Origin of the sequence: Rhizobium sp. UGM030330-04 (assembly GCF_003208455.1) — a bacterium.
Lineage (GTDB): Bacteria > Pseudomonadota > Alphaproteobacteria > Rhizobiales > Rhizobiaceae > Agrobacterium > Agrobacterium rhizogenes_A.
Window position 1 is genome coordinate 85,390 of record NZ_QKML01000013.1, and the last position, 16,529, is coordinate 101,918.

The following is a 16,529-nucleotide window of genomic DNA, read 5'->3' on the forward strand; positions in this document are numbered from 1 at the left end:
GGCCGGAGCGGCTCCACCAATTTTTATCAAGGGCCGCGTGTGGGCGGTAGTGTGACGGGAGGCCAAGGATGGCCGCTCTTTTGAATTCGGTACGGGCATTTTTCACACCGCAGACATTTCATGTCGATCAGGAAAATCCGGGCGATGTCGTCGCCCGTGAGAACCTGCTGGACCGCGCCATGGGCGTCGGCCGTCGCCGCAAGTCTTCCGAAAAGCTGCGCGCCGGCCGCATTCCGGCCGAGGGCCTGGCGCTGGTCGCCCGCGATGAGGACGGCCATGTCATCGGCACGGTGCGCCTGTGGAATGTCGAAGCCGGCATCTCGCGTGAAGGCCGTGCCGTCGAGGCGCTGCTGCTCGGCCCGCTGGCCGTCGATGCCGCCCATGAGGGCAAGGGCATCGGCTCGGCACTGATGCGCGCGGCGATCGCCGAAGCCACCAGACGCGGCCATGGCGCTATCCTTCTGGTTGGCGACGCACCCTATTACGAACGTTTCGGCTTCTTCGCCGACAAGGCGCAGCACCTCATCATGCCGGGTCCGTTCGAGCGCAGCCGTTTCCTGGCGCTGGAGCTGAAAGCCGGCTGGCTGGAAGGCGCCGCCGGTCTTCTGGTGGCAAACGGCCGCCGGCTTTCGGCCTGAGGTGAACAATGTCGGCGCTCCGGCCCGGTCTAGTGGCCGGGACCGGATCGCCGGAAATTCCGTTTCCGCAAAATAGTCTTTCATGCAAAGCTGCGATATCGGATTGGATGCCGGTTCGCGGGGGCGGGCAATATCGTAATGCCTGTCAGATATTTGCGTCGGCCTGCAAGCGCTCCGGTGTGATTTTCAGCGGCGGGGATCAGGCATGCAGGCAACTCTTCTTCGGGTAAACCGCGACTACCGTCTTCTTTTTTCCGCAAGCGCCGTATCCAATCTTGCCGATGGCATATCCATGGTGGCGATACCCTGGCTTGCCACCCTGCTGACAGGCGATCCGCTGCTGATCTCCATGATTGCGGTGGCGCAGCGAATGCCCTGGCTGCTCTTTGCGCTTCCCGTCGGTGTCTGGACGGATCGGAGTGACCGGCGCCTGTTGATGGTGCGGGCTGATCTGGTCCGGCTGGCGTTGATGGTCTGCGCCGTTGCCATGATCTCCGCCACCACCGTGCTTCCGCGACCGGCGGATGCCGGTATGACAGTGATTTTTTCGCTGGCGGTGGTCGCTTTCCTGCTGGGCTGCGCCGAGGTGGTCCGGGACAATGCGGCGCAGACGATCCTGCCGTCGCTGGTTGCCCCCAGCGATCTCGAACATGCCAACGGCCAGATGTGGAGTGCCGAACAGGTCACTGGCCAGTTTATCGGTCCGCCGCTAGCCGGCCTCCTGATTACCGCCGGTATCGCCTTTCCTTTCGGTCTGGATGCCGGGTTTTATGCGGTGTCGGCCCTGTTGATCTGGTTGATCGTGCTGTCGCCGCGCAAACCGTCCGGCACCTTCTCCTTCCGGCCGGCATTGCGGGAGGGGCTTGGCTGGATGCGGCACAACAGGATGATCCTGCGGCTTGCCCTCATGCTGGGCGTCATCAATGCCGTCTTCATCGGCGGAATGACGATCCTCGTCCTTTACGCGCAGGAAGTGCTGCAGCTGTCGGCGGCGGCCTATGGCGTGTTGCTGACCTGTGGTGCGGCCGGCGGTGTTCTTGGCGGGCTCGCCTCACCCTGGCTTGCCCGCCGGCTTGGGGCGCGGAAAAGCCTGGTTCTGGCGCTCTGCACCTTTGCGCTGTTCAATCTGGTGCTGGGCCTTTCCGGCTCCGTGCCACTGGTGGCATTGGGCCTGTTTTTCGAGGCCGCAGCCGGCATGCTCTGGAATGTGGTGACGGTCAGTTACAGGCAACGGCTCATTCCGGACGGGTTGCTCGGCCGCGTCAATTCCGTCTACCGGTTTTTCGGCTGGGGCGCGATGTCGTTCGGTGCATTGGCCGCAGGTCTGCTCGTCACCCTTGCCGAGCCCACGCTTGGCCGTATCGCCGCGCTGCATCTGCCCTATCTGATCGGGGCGTCGGTTTGCGCGGTTCTGGCGACATATGGTTTCTTCCGGCTGCGTTTTTAAAATAGGTATGTGGCCAGCTATTCCGCGACCAGGTGTGAATACCTGCCTGATGTCTCTTGCTTCCAGCACATTGCGGGTATATACCCGAGACAAATGCCAAACGATAGCTGCCACTGCATTCTGTTGCGCAAAGCATCCCGCAAGGTCTCGTCCTATTATGACGAGGCGCTGGCGCCGCTTGGCGTCAATATTGGCCAGTTCAGCCTGTTGCGGAACATCAATTGCACCGCGCCGGTCTCGCTCACCGATCTTGCCGCGCGGGTGGAGCTGGATCGCTCCACCGTCGGCCGCAATGCCAGGGTGCTGGCGCGCATGGGGCTGGTGGCGATTGGCCACGGTGAGGACCAGCGGGAGGCGATGCTGACCGTGACGGAGGAGGGGCAGGCGATCCTGAAGACGGGCGCACCGCTCTGGGACAGCGTTCAGGACGAGATCGAGGCCCGGCTGGGGCCGGAAAAGACCGCGCAATTGCAGGAACTGCTCGCCGCCCTGTAATTTTTTGATCATGAAGCGGGTATCTGCCCGTAAAATCGGGTATATACCCGCAAGACTCGGCCGAAGGCCACGGGAAAGGGACCTTGAACATGCTCTCCACACGCCTTGCCAGCTGGATGGCCGGCAGAAACCTGCATTATGGCTGGCTGGTCGCAGCCACCACCTTTCTGACCATGCTGGCCACCGCCGGGGCCATGGGCTCTGCGGGGGTGATGATCCAGCCGCTGCATCAGGAATTCGGCTGGGATATCGCCGATATTTCTTCCGCCATGGCTGTCCGGCTGGTGCTTTTCGGCCTGCTCGGGCCTTTTGCCGCCGCCTTCATGAACCATTTCGGCATCCGCCAGGTGGTGTCGACGGCGCTTGCGCTGATCATGGGCGGCATCGTCGCCTCGTTTTTCATGACAGAGGTCTGGCAATTGCTGCTGCTGTGGGGCGTGGTAATTGGCGTCGGCACCGGCATGACGGCGCTGGTGCTGGGCGCCACGGTTGCGACGCGCTGGTTTTCCAAACGCCGCGGGCTGGTGATCGGCCTGATGACGGCCAGCAACGCCACCGGCCAGCTGGTTTTTCTGCCGCTTCTGGCGGCGCTGACGGAAGCCTATGGCTGGCGGACAGCCCTGACACTTTCTGTCGCGGTGATTGCGGTCGCCATGATCCTCGTGCTGCTTCTGATGCGCGACCACCCCGCCGATCTCGGCCTGCCGGCCTATGGTGAGACTGTCGTGGCGCACCCGCCCAGGCAGGATCACAGGTTCCTCGCAACGCTGGTATCGCCGATACTGACGCTGAAAAGCGTCTCCGGCAACCCGGTCTTCTGGGTGCTGTTCGGTACTTTTTTCGTCTGCGGCCTTTCCACCAACGGCCTCATCCAGACTCACTGGATTTCGATCTGCGGTGATTTCGGCATGGCCGCCGTCACGGCGGCGGGTACGCTGGCGGTGATCGGCATTTTCGATTTCTTCGGCACGATCTTCGCCGGCTGGCTTTCCGACCGTTTCGACAATCGTTTCCTGCTGTTCTGGTTTTATGGTCTGCGTGGCCTGTCGCTGCTTTATCTCTCCTTTTCCGGGTTCAGCTTCGTGGAGCTTTCGGTCTTTGCCGTCTTTTACGGGCTGGACTGGGTGGCGACCGTGCCGCCGACCGTGAAGCTCGCCGCCGAGAATTTCGGCCGCGAAAAGGCGGGGCTGGTGTTCGGCTGGGTCTTTGCCGGCCATCAGCTGGGTGCAGCCACCGCCGCCTTCGGCGCTGGTTTCTTCAAGAGCGACTTCGACACCTATATGCCCGCGCTGCAGATTGCCGGCCTGATGTGCATGATTGCCGCCGTCTCGGTGCTGCTGCTCAGAAAGCCGGGCTCCGCCAACCTTGCGCCGCAGGCAGCGTGACCGCTACCCATGGGTCGGACAATGCGAGCGGCGGCGGATGATTTTCCGCCGCCGCCTCTTTTGGCCCAATCACTTGCCGCAAAATTGCTCCCCGCTTTTCCCCGTTGCCCCGTTCGGCCGCATCATTGTTCCCGCAACCGGTAAGGAAGGGCGATACGCGCGGCGCCCTTCCTTACCGGAGGCCGGCATCGACAAGCATGGTTCTGGCAGGCCATGTTTCGGAAAGGCACCCCGCAATGCCAGAAGCGGGGAGGGACCGAACCGATAGGCGCCGTGACAATACCCTGACCAAAGCGGGCCGGTATCACGGTTCAAAAGATGCGGTCCGGCAAATGCACGACTTCCCCCACACTTCCATTCCATCCGCATTTGCCGGACCGATGTCCCGCCCCGCTGCCTTGCCGCTGCGGTGAATTTCCGTGTGCAAAGCGCTTTGGACTTGTTAACCTCCCATTCTGAAACGTTGTAGATTTCAACGGCTCCGGCTGTACCTGCTGGCCAACATGGTCTAAACCGCTGTTCATCTTTTCACGCTCGATGGATATGAGAAGGCCTCTCCGATGACCGATCCCAAAGCGCTTGCAGCCCGTTTTCCCGGCGATTTCCTGTTCGGCGTCGCAACCGCCTCGTTCCAGATCGAAGGTGCCACCAAGGCGGATGGTCGCAAACCCTCCATCTGGGATGCCTTCTGCAACATGCCGGGCCATGTCTTCGGGCGGCACAATGGCGATATCGCCTGCGACCATTATAATCGCTGGGAAGAAGACCTCGACCTCATCAAGGAGATGGGCGTCGAGGCCTATCGTTTCTCCATCGCCTGGCCGCGCATCATTCCTGACGGTTTCGGGCCGATCAACGAGAAGGGGCTCGATTTTTACGACCGGCTCGTTGATGGCTGCAAGGCGCGCGGCATCAAGACCTATGCGACGCTTTACCATTGGGACCTGCCGCTGACGCTGATGGGCGACGGCGGCTGGGCCTCGCGTTCCACCGCCCATGCCTTCCAGCGTTACGCCAAGACCGTCATGGCCCGCCTCGGCGACCGGCTGGATGCGGTAGCGACCTTCAACGAGCCGTGGTGCGCGGTGTGGCTCAGCCATCTCTACGGCATTCACGCGCCGGGCGAGCGCAACATGGAGGCAGCCCTTGCCGCCATGCACCACATCAACCTTGCCCATGGTTTTGGCGTCGAGGCATCGCGCCATGTCGCGCCGAAAGTGCCGGTGGGACTGGTGCTGAATGCCCATTCCGTCATTCCCGCTTCCGACAGCGAAGCTGATCTGAAAGCGGCCGAACGCGCCTTCCAGTTCCACAATGGCGCGTTTTTCGATCCGGTCTTCAAGGGTGAATATCCGGCGCAGATGATGGAAGCGCTGGGCAGCCGCATGCCCGTCGTGGAGGCGGAGGACCTCGCCATCATCAGCCAGAAGCTCGACTGGTGGGGCCTGAATTATTACACGCCGATGCGCGTTGCCGACGATGCGACGCCGGGCGCGGAATTCCCCGCCACCACACCGGCTCCCGCCATCAGCGATGTGAAGACCGATATCGGTTGGGAGGTTTATGCGCCGGCGCTGCAGTCGCTGGTCGAGACGCTCTACAAGCGTTACGACCTGCCGGAGTGCTACATCACCGAAAACGGCGCCTGCTATAATATGGGCATCGAAAACGGTGAGGTGGATGATCAGCCACGTCTCGATTATTATGCCGAACACCTCGGCATCGTCGCCGATCTCATCCGCGACGGTTACCCGATGCGCGGTTATTTCGCCTGGAGCCTGATGGATAATTTCGAATGGGCCGAAGGCTATCGCATGCGCTTCGGCCTCGTGCATGTGGATTATGACACACAGGTGCGCACGCTGAAGAACAGCGGCAAATGGTACAGCGCGCTGGCTTCGGGGTTTCCGAAGGGCAACCATGGTGTGGTGAAGGGGTAAACCTACCCATGGCGTGATTGCGTCAAAGCACCGACCTCTCGTTCGTCATCCTCGGACTTGATCCGAGGATCCACGATCGGGTCGTATTGATGGATCCCCGGGTCAAGCCCGAGGATGACGGAGAGCAACTTCGAAAGTTGCGTCCCCTTATTATCAGTTTCCCAAACTTTTTTATCGGTTACCTTTCGGTGCCTGCTTGCGCCCGCCATCCCGTCCCTTATGTCAGGCAAGCTACGAAGGCGTAGCGTCCGTTTCTGTCACCCAAGGGGCAGGGCGGGCTGGTCCTCCCAAGGGAAAACGAACATGCTTATCGAAAAACTCAACTGGCGTTATGCCACCAAGAAAATGGACCCTTCCAAGACGGTGTCCGAAGACAAGGTCGAGCGCATCGTCGAGGCGGCGCGGCTCGCCCCCACTTCCAGCGGTCTTCAGCCTTTCGAGGTGATCGTTGTCACCGATCCTGACGTGCGCGCCAAGATCCGCGAGATCGCCTGGAACCAGGCGCAGGTTACCGATGGCTCGCATCTGCTGGTATTTGCGGCGTGGGACAACTACACCGAAGAGCGGATCAACCATATGTTCGATCTGGTCAATGAAGAACGCGGCATCAAGAATGAAGGCTGGGAAGCCTATCGTCAGATGCTGCTCACCTCCTATCCGCAGCGCGACCAGCAGGTGAATTTCGAACATGCCGCCCGTCAGGCCTATATCGGCTTTGGCATGGCGGTGGCGCAGGCGGCTTTCGAGGGCGTTGATTCCACCCCGATGGAAGGTTTTGATCCGGCCAAGCTCGATGAAATTTTGGGCCTTCGTGAAAAGGGTCTGCGCTCCGTTACCATCCTGCCGCTGGGTTATCGCCAGCCCGATGGCGACTGGCTGGTGAACCTGAAGAAGGTTCGCCGCCCGGCCGAAGAGTTCGTCAGCCGCGTCTGATCGTCGCGCAATCGCAAAAGCTTGACTGCCGCAGGGTCGCCAAGGCGGCTTTGCGGTAGATTTTTTCTCTCTTTTCAGATAATTGAAAAAACATCCCTGTTAAAAGGTGGCGCCTGCGGGCAAGTATGCGCCATCGAATTGCCGATCCCCGGCATTTCTGAGTGAAAGCCTGACGAAATGACCCGGAAAATCAGCTGTCATCGAATGTGCCCCTAGGCTGCATGAAGAGAGCGGTTTCGTGCCGCAGCAGGATTTTTTGAGACCCGATCCGTCACGCGTTTTCCCAGAGTTTACAATGAATTTTCCATCATCCGCGGCACCGCCCGCGACCCGGCCACAGGCGGCCCCGGAGCGGGCGGTCAACGACCCGATGGTCACGTTTGAAGGCGTGACCAAGACATTCGGCGGTACGAGCGGCAAGCCCGGCTTTGCTGCTCTGGCCGGTATCGATTACGTCGTGCCGAAAGGCTCCATCACCGGCATCATCGGCCGCTCCGGCGCCGGCAAGTCGACGCTTATCCGCCTCGCCAACGGCCTTGAAAAACCCTCGTCCGGCCGTGTGGTCGTCGATGGCGTCGATGTCGCGGCGCTGGATGAAAAGAACCTGCGCACGCTGCGCCGTTCCGTCGGCATGATCTTCCAGCACTTCAATCTTCTCTCCTCGCGCACCGCTTTCGACAATGTGGCTCTGCCGCTCGAAATATCAGGCATGGGCAAAAGGGAAATCGAGACCCGCGTTGGACCGCTGCTTGATCTCGTCGGGCTTTCCGACAAGGCGAAGCGTTATCCGGCGGAACTCTCCGGTGGCCAGAAGCAGCGTGTCGGCATTGCCCGCGCGCTTGCCACCCAGCCGAAGCTGCTTCTTTCCGACGAGGCGACCTCGGCGCTCGATCCGGAAACGACGCAGTCCATTCTCGAGCTTCTGAAGCGCATCAATGCCGAGCTTGGCCTGACCGTGCTGCTCATCACCCACGAGATGGAGGTGGTGAAGACCATCGCCTCGCAGGTGGCTGTCATCGACAGGGGCCTGATCGTCGAGGAAGGCACGACCTTCGACATTTTCACCGCGCCGAAACACGAGACGACCCGCAGCCTGCTGTCGTCCTCGGTCGGCGTGAAGCTGCCGCACTGGGTCACTTCGGGTCTGAAGCCGCAAGCGGCGGAAGGCGACCGCGTTCTGGTACGTCTGGTCTTCTTCGGCGAAACGGCGTTTCAGCCGCTGACGGCCCGTCTGGTCGCTGAAATCGGCCCTGACGTGAACATTCTCGCCGGCACCATCGAGGAAATTTCCGGCGAACCCTTCGGCTCGCTCGTTGTCTCCTATCCGGCCTCGGCTGAGGTCACGGCCCGCGCCGGCCGCTTTTACGCGGAAACCGGTCTTCACACGGAGGTGCTCGGTTATGTCGCCTGATATGATCTTCAACCTTCTCTTGAAGGGCCTGCTGCAAACCCTGCATATGGTCGCGGTCGCCGGCATCGTCGGCTCCATCATCGGCGTGCCGATGGGCGTTTTCCTCGCCACCAGTGGCAAGGGTGAACTGTTTCCAGCACCTGTGACCAACCGTATTCTCGGCCTCATCGTCAACGCGGCGCGCTCCACACCCTTCATCATTCTTGTCGTGGCGATCATTCCCTTCACCCGGCTGGTGGCCGGCACGTCGATCGGCACCAACGCGGCCATCGTGCCGCTGACAGTCGCGACCGTGCCCTTCATTGCAAGGCTGGTGGAGGCGGCAATCCGCGAGGTGGACAAGGGTCTGATCGAAGCTGCCCGCGCCATGGGTGCGACACCGCTGCAGATCGTCACCAAGGTGCTGCTTGCCGAAGCAAAGCCCGGCATCACGCTGGCGCTCACGCTCACCCTTGTCAGCCTCATCGGTTATTCGGCCATGGTCGGCGCTGTCGGTGGCGGCGGGCTGGGCGATCTCGGCATCCGCTATGGCTACCAGCGCTTCATGCCTGACGTGATGCTGGCCGTGGTTCTGGTGCTCATCGTGCTGGTGCAACTGGTGCAGAGCGCCGGCGACCGGCTGGCGCGCAGCTTCGACAAGCGGACCCGCAAGAATTAACTGCGTTTATAATAACAACCCAAGGAGACACCCATGAAGAAACTCATCCTCGCGGCTTCGCTCGCCGCCCTCTTCACGGCCGGTCAGGCGCTGGCCGAGACCATCAAGATCGGCGTCACCCCCGCCGAGCACGCGCAGATCATGGAACAGGTGAAGAAGATCGCGGCCGCCAAGGGCCTCGATATCGATATCATCGAATTCTCCGATTATGTCGTGCCGAACCAGGCACTGAATGATGGCGAGCTGCAGGCCAACTCCTTCCAGCACCAGCCTTACCTCGACAACCAGATCGCTGACCGCAAGTTCGATCTCGTCAGCGTCGGCACCACCATCACCACCCCGATGGGCGTTTATTCCAAGAAGGTGAAGAACCTTGACGAGCTGAAGGACGGCGCGACCATCGGTATCCCGAACGACCCGACCAATGGCGGCCGTGCGCTTCTGGTTCTTGCTTCCAAGGGTGTGCTCAAGGTCAAGGAAGAAGCCGGCCTGAAGGTAACGCCTGCCGACATCACCGAAAACCCGAAGAACATCCAGATCGTCGAACTTGACGCCGCCCAGCTGCCGCGTTCGCTTGACGACACCGACGCTTCGGTCATCAACACCAACTATGCCACGGCAGCGGGCCTCAACCCGAAGAAGGACGCCATCGCCATCGAAAGCGAAAAGTCCCCTTATGCCAACATCATCGCCGTCCGTGCGCAGGACAAGGACAAGCCGTGGGTGAAGACGCTGGTGGAATCCTACCACAGCCCGGAAGTGAAGGCCTTCATTCTGGAAAAGTACAACGGCACGGTCATTCCGTCCTGGTAATCTTTGTCGCCATGGCGAAAGCTTCGGCCTCTCCCGTTCGCGGGGGAGGTTTTTTCTTTTTGGCGCGCGTTTAAATCCATTTTTTATGAAAAACCCCCGGTATTTCACGGAAGGATTTTTCAGGTTCGCAGCCAGACTGTCGTTTTATACCCGTTGTTTTTTGGGGCGCCGCCACAATGCCGTTTAACGGCTTCTGAATGTTTCCTTCGCAAGATGATGCTTTCGAAGGGGAATTTATGCGGATTGCACCGCGAAACATCGGGGATTATTTGCCGGTCGGGCGCAGAACCGCCGTCGGCGTCGTATTGTCCACTTTCGCGCTGGTGCTTATCATCGTCACCGCGCTGGTGCTGTCCGCCCTCAGCCAGGTCCGGGAAAAGGCGAACCTGCTTGACAATGCCCGCTCACGCGAGACCACGGCGGGCGCTCTGGTCACCTTCCGCGAGCAACTGGGCGCAACGCTCAATGACTATGCCGCCTGGGACGATGCCGCCGAATATGTCTATGCGCCTGACAGGTTTGACTGGATAGCCAGCAATTACGGCGACATGACGGTCAACAACGATCTCTTCGATACCGCCGTCGTCCTGGATGAAGACGGCAAGGTCCTGATGGCCTATCAGAATGGCAAGCCGGCGAAATGGGCGTATGACGCCTATTTCGCCGCTGGCCTGAAGGAGATGATCGAGCGGGTGCAGGCCATGCGGCCCGGTATCACCTCGCAGGCCACGGGTTTCGTCAGGACCGGTGACGGTGTCGCTGCCGCGGGCGTCGCGCTGGTTCGGCTCAAGTCCGGCGTTTTGCCGTCGGTGGGTGTGGAACGGCGTTATCTGATCTTCGCCCGTCACCTGAAGCAGGCGACGGTGGACAAGCTTGCCCGCAACTACGTCATCGATGGTCTGGAACTGCAATATGGTGACGGGCCTGCCGACAATCACGTGGATATCGTCAATCCGCTGGGCGATGTGCTGGCGCGGCTCGTATGGCGCTCGCACCTGCCGGGAGACGTCAGTTTCCATGAGGCGCGGCCGGTGGTCTTCACCGCGCTCGGCATTGCCGGCGCGTTCTTTCTGGTGCTCCTCATCATCGGTTCGGCCGCGCTCGACCGGCTGAAGGCGGATGAGGCGGCGGCGCGCGAGGAAGCCTTGCGCGACCGGCTGAGCGGTCTCAGCAACCGCGCCGGCCTGTTTGCAAAGCTGAACCGCATGGTCGGCAAGGCCCGGCACGACAAGACCGATATCAAACTGCTTTACCTCGATCTCGACGGTTTCAAGGAAATCAACGATTCCTACGGCCATGCCGCCGGCGACCGGCTGATCAAGGGCGTGGCGGCGGCGCTCAAGGTCCTGGTGCCGGAAGGGGCGGTGCTGGCGCGGCTCGGCGGCGATGAATTCGCCATTGCCATTCAGGGCAACGACGTCTGGTCGGAAGGCCGCAAGCTCTGTCTGGCCCTTCTCGAACTCTTCACGGAACCCTTCAGCATCGGTGAAAGGGTGGCGAGCATCGGTTGCAGCATCGGCACCTCGATCTCGCGGGCGGGTGACATCAATGGCGAGGAACTGCTGCGCCGGGCCGACATGGCCATGTATCAGGCAAAGGAGAACGGTCGCGGGCGTTACGTTTCCTACGAGCTGAAGATGGATGCGCTGCGCGTGGAAAAGCTGCAGCTGGAGGCCGATCTTCGCTGCGCGATCCTGAACGACGAGATTTCGGTGGTCTATCAGCCCGTCGTCAGCGCCGCCACGCGTTGCATCACCGGGGTGGAGGCGCTGGCGCGCTGGCAGAGGCCGGGGCACGGTTTCGTGCCGCCGGATATCTTCATCGCAGCGGCCGAAACCAGCGGCCTCATCGACCGGCTTGGCCTCATGGTGCTGCGCAAGGCGTGTGAGACGGCGCGGCAATGGCCATCCATCAAGATGTCCGTGAATATTTCGCCGGTGCAGTTCCGCAATCCGGCATTTTCCGGCCATGTCGCGGATATTCTCGACGCCACGCAGACGCCGCCCGAAAGGCTGCGGCTGGAAATGACGGAAGGTTATTTCATCCAGCATCCGGAGCGGGCGAGTGCCGCGATCGACAAGCTGAAGCAGCTTGGCCTGCATATTGCGCTCGACGATTTCGGTGCCGGTTTTGCGAGTGTCGGATATCTGCGCCGCTTCGGTTTCGACCGCATGAAGATTGACCGGTCGCTGGTCATGGCGCTGGAAAAGGGCGGGCGGTCGCTGGAAATGCTGCAGGCAACGGTGGCGCTGGCCAAGTCACTCGACATTCCCGTGACGGCGGAAGGCATCGAAACCGAAGAACAGGCGGCTATCCTGCATCTGTGCGGCTGCGACGAATTGCAGGGCTACCTGTTCTCGAAACCGGTGGCCGCCGAAGAAATCACCGCCATGGTGGAAGGGCAGGCCGCGCCGCTGTTTGCGCTTCGGGCAGGGGCCTGAGCGGCAGCGGGTTCCGCGCTCCGGTAGCGTACCCCGCTTCTCTCTTCCCCGCCGGGGAGGAGGTCGAGGGGCGAGATCGACCGGTTCCGCCGCCCTCCGTGAAAGCCGCCTGCCTTATCGTCCCAGATGTTGTTCGCCGCGCTTCTTCGCCAGTTCGATCTGCTGCTGGCGGTCGCGGAAACGCTGGCGGTCCTCTTCGCTGCGCTCATCGTAGCAGCTCGGGCAGGAAACGCCTTCCTCGAATTTGGGTGACAGACGCACTTCCGGGGTGATCGGATTGCGGCAGGCATGGCAGAGTTGATGATCGCCTTCGGCAAGGCCGTGCACCACCGAGACGCGCTCATCGAACACGAAGCAGGCGCCTTCCCACAGGCTTTCTTGTTCCGGCACCTCTTCCAGATATTTCAGGATGCCGCCCTTGAGGTGATAGACCTCGTCGAAACCCTGTTCCTTCATGAAGGCGGTGGCCTTTTCGCAGCGAATGCCGCCAGTGCAATACATGGCGATCTTCGGCTTGTTGTGCAGGCCGGGATTGTTCTTCACCCAGTCGGGAAACTCGCGGAAGGTCTTGGTCTTCGGGTCGACCGCACCCTTGAAGACACCGATGGCGGTCTCGTAATCGTTGCGGGTATCGATGACGATGGTATCCGGGTCGGAAATCAGCGCGTTCCAGTCCCGCGGGTCGACATAGGTGCCGACGATGCGGTTCGGATCGATGTCCGGCACGCCCATGGTGACGATCTCTTTCTTGAGCTTCACCTTCAGCCGCACGAAAGGCATGTGCGAGGCGCGGCTTTCCTTGTGCTCCAGCGCGGCAAATTCCGGCAGGGCGCGCAGGAAGGAGAGCACGGCGTGAATGCCCGCATCCGGCCCGGCAATCGTGCCGTTGATGCCTTCGGCGGCGAGCAGCAGCGTGCCCTTGACGCCGTTCTTCCGGCAGAGCTCGAACAGCGGCTCGCGCAGGCTCTCGAACCGCGGCAGGCGGGCGAAATGGTAAAGTGCGGCCACAAGGAAATCGCCAGAGACTTCCGGGCGGGGGAGAATGGTCGTGTCGGTCATGGGCGCTGAAATACAGCGACGGCCGCTGCAAAGCAATATTTATCGGCGGGGAGCGCTATTTTGAAAATCGTCAAATCCCGGGATTTCACGGGTTCTCCCGCCTATTTCGCCGCCTGCCGCCACAAGAGGCCGACAATGCGGCTTTCGGTGCGGGCGGATTCGGAAAATACCTCGTTCGCCAGTTCAAGACCTTCGCTGCGCAGCGCCTGCTGCCTTTCGATGATCGCATCGAGAAGAAGCGCCAGCCGCTCGCCATTGCCGAAACGCTCCGGTTCCCGGTCGGCGACGGCGGCGAGAATGGAGAGATCATGCTCATGGCCGAGAATATCGACCAGCCGCTTGGTATCGGCCCGCTTGGCGCGCATGGCGGAAGGCCAGAGACGGCGCAGCAGGCCGAGATGCATCCAGTACGCCTGTCCCGCCTTGCGCAGTTCATGGAAATGTTCGACATCCGCCTGGTCGTGACAATCGGAAAGCGCCTTGCGCGCTTTCATCCTCTGTTTCGCCCAGCTGGTCCTCACCAGCCTTGCCGTCTTTTTCAGATCGCCCGGCAGGGAGAGGGCTTCCAGCTCCTCGCGTCCCGCCTCGCAGCCGGCGATGGCCGCCGCAATCGCCTCATCGAGGCCGGCCTCATGATCAAGGGCATCGTCGCGACGCTCGCGCAGCATTGCCGTGATCGACCGCAATGCCTCGCCCTGTGTATCGGAAAGCGCAAAAGCCTCGAGATATTCCGCGGTTTCCACCAGCGCCGTCGCATCCCGCGCAAAGGCGAGCGAGCGGGCGATATCGCGGAAACGGGCATTTTCGGCGCGGCTGAAATCGGGCGCCGCCTTGCGGATGAGGCGGTAGAGCGCCCGCAGACGCTTGAAGCGCTTGCGGGCATCGTGCACGGCCTCATGCGAACCCGAAGGTTGGTCGCGCAGGATGGTGATCGCGTCCTCGATCAGTTCCAGCCCGGCACGGCGGATTTCGTCGCCGAAGGGCTTCTTCGGATCAATTCTGAAGGGCATCCGGCAAGTCTCCACTCGGACAGTCCATGGCGAGCGACTGGTTGGAAAAGCGGCGGTCGCCCGTCACCTCCTTGCCCAGCCAGGAGGGCAGGTCTGGATCGGCATTCTCGTCGTTCATTTCCACTTCCGCGACCACCAGCCCCTGATAACGGCCTTCGAAAACATCGATTTCCCAGGTGAAACCGCCATGATCAACCGTGTGACGCGTCTTCTCGATCACCACGCCCGGCGCGCTGGCCATCAGCTCTTGCGCGTCTTTGAGGGGGATGGAATATTCATATTCATCGCGGACAAGCGCGCTGGCGCCGATCTTGATGGTCAGTGTCGCATCATGCCCGTTGACGATCCTGACCCGGACGGAGCGATTTTCCAGCGAAGCGACATAGGCCTGCCGGAAAGCCATGCTATGCGTCACCTCATTGCGCCATTCACCGCCTGCAACAAGAAACTTCCGTTCGATTTCCTTGGCCATGCTGTCTCCGCAAACTGCGGCGCCAGATTATCGCAAGAGGGCTTCATGAAGAAGCGAATTGATTGAAGTATCTGTATAAAAAATGGCCTTGCCACGCCTCGACATCAAAGCCGGGGCAGGCTAATCGGTAAACCGGATTTCAATCGTTTCAATCGCGCAAGGGAGGCTCATCTTGGCCCAGGACTCCGAAAAACTTCTCTCCATCCTCAAACTTCAGCCGGTTGTTCCGGTGCTGATCGTGGATGATGCCGCGTCTGCCGTGCCCTTGGCGCGCGCTTTGGTCGCAGGCGGCCTGAAGGCAATCGAGATCACCATGCGCACGCCGGCGGCGCTGGATGCCATCCGCGCGGTTGCGGCGGAAGTGGAAGGCGCCAATGTCGGCGCCGGCACCATTCTCAACGCCCGGGATTTCGAAGCGGCAGCCGAAGCGGGCTCCACCTTCATCGTCAGCCCCGGCATCAACAGGAGCGTGCTGGAAGCCGCGCGCGGTTCCAAGGTGCCGTTGCTTCCCGGTGCCGCCACCGCCAGCGAAGTCATGGCGCTGCGCGACGAGGGTTACAAGGTCCTGAAGTTCTTCCCCGCCGAACAGGCCGGCGGCGCGCCTTACCTCAAGGCGCTGTCCTCGCCGCTCGCCGGCACCGTCTTCTGCCCGACCGGCAGCGTTTCGCTGAAGAACGCCAATGATTACCTCTCCCTGCCGAACGTCGTCTGCGTCGGCGGCTCCTGGGTTGCCCCGCGCGAACTGGTGGCGACGGGCGACTGGGCGGGCATCACCAAGCTTGCTGCCGAAGCGGCCGCACTGCGCGCCTGATCCACATGGCTTCAAACCCGTTCACGAAGGCGTGAGCGGGTTTGACATTTGTATTCGGCCCACGGCTTCCTATCTCCCCCTGTAGATTTGACCTCTACAGGAGATTTTGATGTTCGACGCCAAGAAGCTTCTTGAACAATTCCTCGGTTCGCAGGTGCCGGGCCTTTCGGGAAGCGTCCGTGACAGAGCCGGGCAGGCCGCCGATATCGCCAGGAACAATCCCCTGAAAGCCGGTGCGCTTGCCGCCGCCATTCTGGGCACCAAGACCGGCCGCAAGCTCGCGGGCAATGTCGCCACCATCGGCGGTGTCGCCGCCATCGCCGGCCTCGGTTACCTCGCCTACAAGAATTACAAGTCCGGACAGGCCCCGGAAGCCGCGCCGAAACCCGAGCCGGAGCTTCTCGCCCCGCCCGCCGATTCCGCCTTTCACCCGCAATCACCGGCCCTTTCCAATGATTTCGCGCTGAAACTCATCCAGGCGATGATCGCCGCCGCCAAGGCCGACGGCCATATCGACGAGAAGGAGCGCGCCAATATCATGGACAAGGTGCAGGTCTCCGGCCTCGATACGGAAGCGGAGCGTTTTCTGGAAAAGGAACTGGCCGACCCGCTCGACATAGACGCGCTGGTGGCCGCCGCCGGCACGGAGGAGCAGAAGGTGGAGCTCTACACCGCCTCGCGGCTTGCCATCGAGGCCGATACGCGGGCGGAGCGCGGTTATCTCGATCTTCTGGCCGGGCGCCTGGGGCTGCCGGATGCGCTGGTGGATCACATCGAGGCGACTGTGGTGGCGGCGAAGGTCTAGGTCGAAGTTGTGGCTCACCCCCCTCTGCCCTGCCGGGCATCTCCCCCTCAAGGGGGGAGATCGGCAGGAGGCGGCCTTTAGGCTATTTTCAACGTTGCGAGTGAGTGAGCGTTGCCTTCTGGCTGATCTCCCCCCTTGAGGGGGAGATGCCCGGCAGGGCAGAGGGGGGTGAACCACACCCACCAAAGCGGAAACGCGGCCACCGCCGCAA

At 61.6% G+C, this 16,529-nt stretch carries 15 protein-coding genes; 12 read left to right on the forward strand and 3 right to left on the reverse strand.

Annotated elements, in window-relative coordinates; all coding sequences use genetic code 11:
- Positions 1–68 precede the first annotated feature (68 nt).
- The 10 genes from N434_RS19475 (at position 69) to N434_RS19525 (ending at position 12,161) form a co-directional block, all read left to right on the forward strand.
- Positions 69–638 (forward strand): GNAT family N-acetyltransferase, encoded by a 570-nt coding sequence (locus tag N434_RS19475; protein WP_110759943.1) that lies wholly within the window; start codon positions 69–71, stop codon positions 636–638.
- A 205-nt stretch (positions 639–843) separates the two neighbouring features.
- Positions 844–2,085 (forward strand): MFS transporter, encoded by a 1,242-nt coding sequence (locus N434_RS19480; RefSeq protein WP_110759944.1) that lies wholly within the window; start codon positions 844–846, stop codon positions 2,083–2,085.
- Positions 2,086–2,178: 93 nt separating this feature from the next.
- Positions 2,179–2,580, forward strand: a complete 402-nt coding sequence (locus N434_RS19485; RefSeq protein ID WP_110759945.1) for a MarR family winged helix-turn-helix transcriptional regulator — start codon at positions 2,179–2,181, stop codon at positions 2,578–2,580.
- 89 nt (positions 2,581–2,669) lie between these two features.
- Positions 2,670–3,965, forward strand: a complete 1,296-nt coding sequence (locus tag N434_RS19490) for an MFS transporter (RefSeq protein WP_110759946.1) — start codon at positions 2,670–2,672, stop codon at positions 3,963–3,965.
- A 560-nt stretch (positions 3,966–4,525) separates the two neighbouring features.
- Complete coding sequence (locus N434_RS19495) at positions 4,526–5,905, forward strand: GH1 family beta-glucosidase (RefSeq protein ID WP_110759947.1); 1,380 nt, start codon at positions 4,526–4,528, stop codon at positions 5,903–5,905.
- 303 nt (positions 5,906–6,208) lie between these two features.
- Positions 6,209–6,838: an NAD(P)H-dependent oxidoreductase gene (locus N434_RS19505; RefSeq protein ID WP_110759949.1), complete on the forward strand. Its 630-nt coding sequence runs from the start codon at positions 6,209–6,211 to the stop codon at positions 6,836–6,838.
- 370 nt (positions 6,839–7,208) lie between these two features.
- Positions 7,209–8,249, forward strand: coding sequence for a methionine ABC transporter ATP-binding protein (locus tag N434_RS19510; protein ID WP_110760018.1), 1,041 nt, complete (start codon positions 7,209–7,211; stop codon positions 8,247–8,249).
- Positions 8,239–8,907, forward strand: coding sequence for a methionine ABC transporter permease (locus tag N434_RS19515; protein ID WP_110759950.1), 669 nt, complete (start codon positions 8,239–8,241; stop codon positions 8,905–8,907). Before N434_RS19510 ends, N434_RS19515 begins: the two co-directional genes overlap by 11 nt.
- Before the next feature lie 33 nt (positions 8,908–8,940).
- Positions 8,941–9,720, forward strand: a complete 780-nt coding sequence (locus N434_RS19520) for a MetQ/NlpA family ABC transporter substrate-binding protein (RefSeq protein ID WP_110759951.1) — start codon at positions 8,941–8,943, stop codon at positions 9,718–9,720.
- Between the two features lie 197 nt (positions 9,721–9,917).
- Positions 9,918–12,161 carry a putative bifunctional diguanylate cyclase/phosphodiesterase gene (locus N434_RS19525; protein ID WP_181424024.1) on the forward strand — a complete coding sequence of 748 codons (2,244 nt, stop codon included), beginning with the start codon at positions 9,918–9,920 and terminating at the stop codon, positions 12,159–12,161.
- 114 nt (positions 12,162–12,275) lie between these two features.
- Here the strand turns inward: N434_RS19525 and trhO are convergent, their stop codons facing one another.
- From trhO to N434_RS19540, 3 genes are all read right to left on the reverse strand, one after another.
- Positions 12,276–13,220 (reverse strand): oxygen-dependent tRNA uridine(34) hydroxylase TrhO, encoded by a 945-nt coding sequence (gene trhO, locus N434_RS19530; protein ID WP_110759952.1) that lies wholly within the window; start codon positions 13,218–13,220, stop codon positions 12,276–12,278.
- Between the two features lie 101 nt (positions 13,221–13,321).
- Positions 13,322–14,230: a CHAD domain-containing protein gene (locus tag N434_RS19535; protein WP_110759953.1), complete on the reverse strand. Its 909-nt coding sequence runs from the start codon at positions 14,228–14,230 to the stop codon at positions 13,322–13,324.
- Positions 14,214–14,702 (reverse strand): CYTH domain-containing protein, encoded by a 489-nt coding sequence (locus tag N434_RS19540; protein WP_110759954.1) that lies wholly within the window; start codon positions 14,700–14,702, stop codon positions 14,214–14,216. Before N434_RS19540 ends, N434_RS19535 begins: the two co-directional genes overlap by 17 nt.
- A 172-nt stretch (positions 14,703–14,874) precedes the next feature.
- Between N434_RS19540 and N434_RS19545 the strand changes: the two genes are divergently transcribed.
- Positions 14,875–15,513 (forward strand): 2-dehydro-3-deoxy-phosphogluconate aldolase, encoded by a 639-nt coding sequence (locus N434_RS19545; RefSeq protein WP_065117012.1) that lies wholly within the window; start codon positions 14,875–14,877, stop codon positions 15,511–15,513.
- A gap of 109 nt (positions 15,514–15,622) precedes the next feature.
- A complete protein-coding gene (locus N434_RS19550; RefSeq protein ID WP_065117011.1) occupies positions 15,623–16,318 on the forward strand; it encodes a tellurite resistance TerB family protein in 696 nt (231 codons plus the stop codon).
- Positions 16,319–16,529 lie beyond the last annotated feature (211 nt).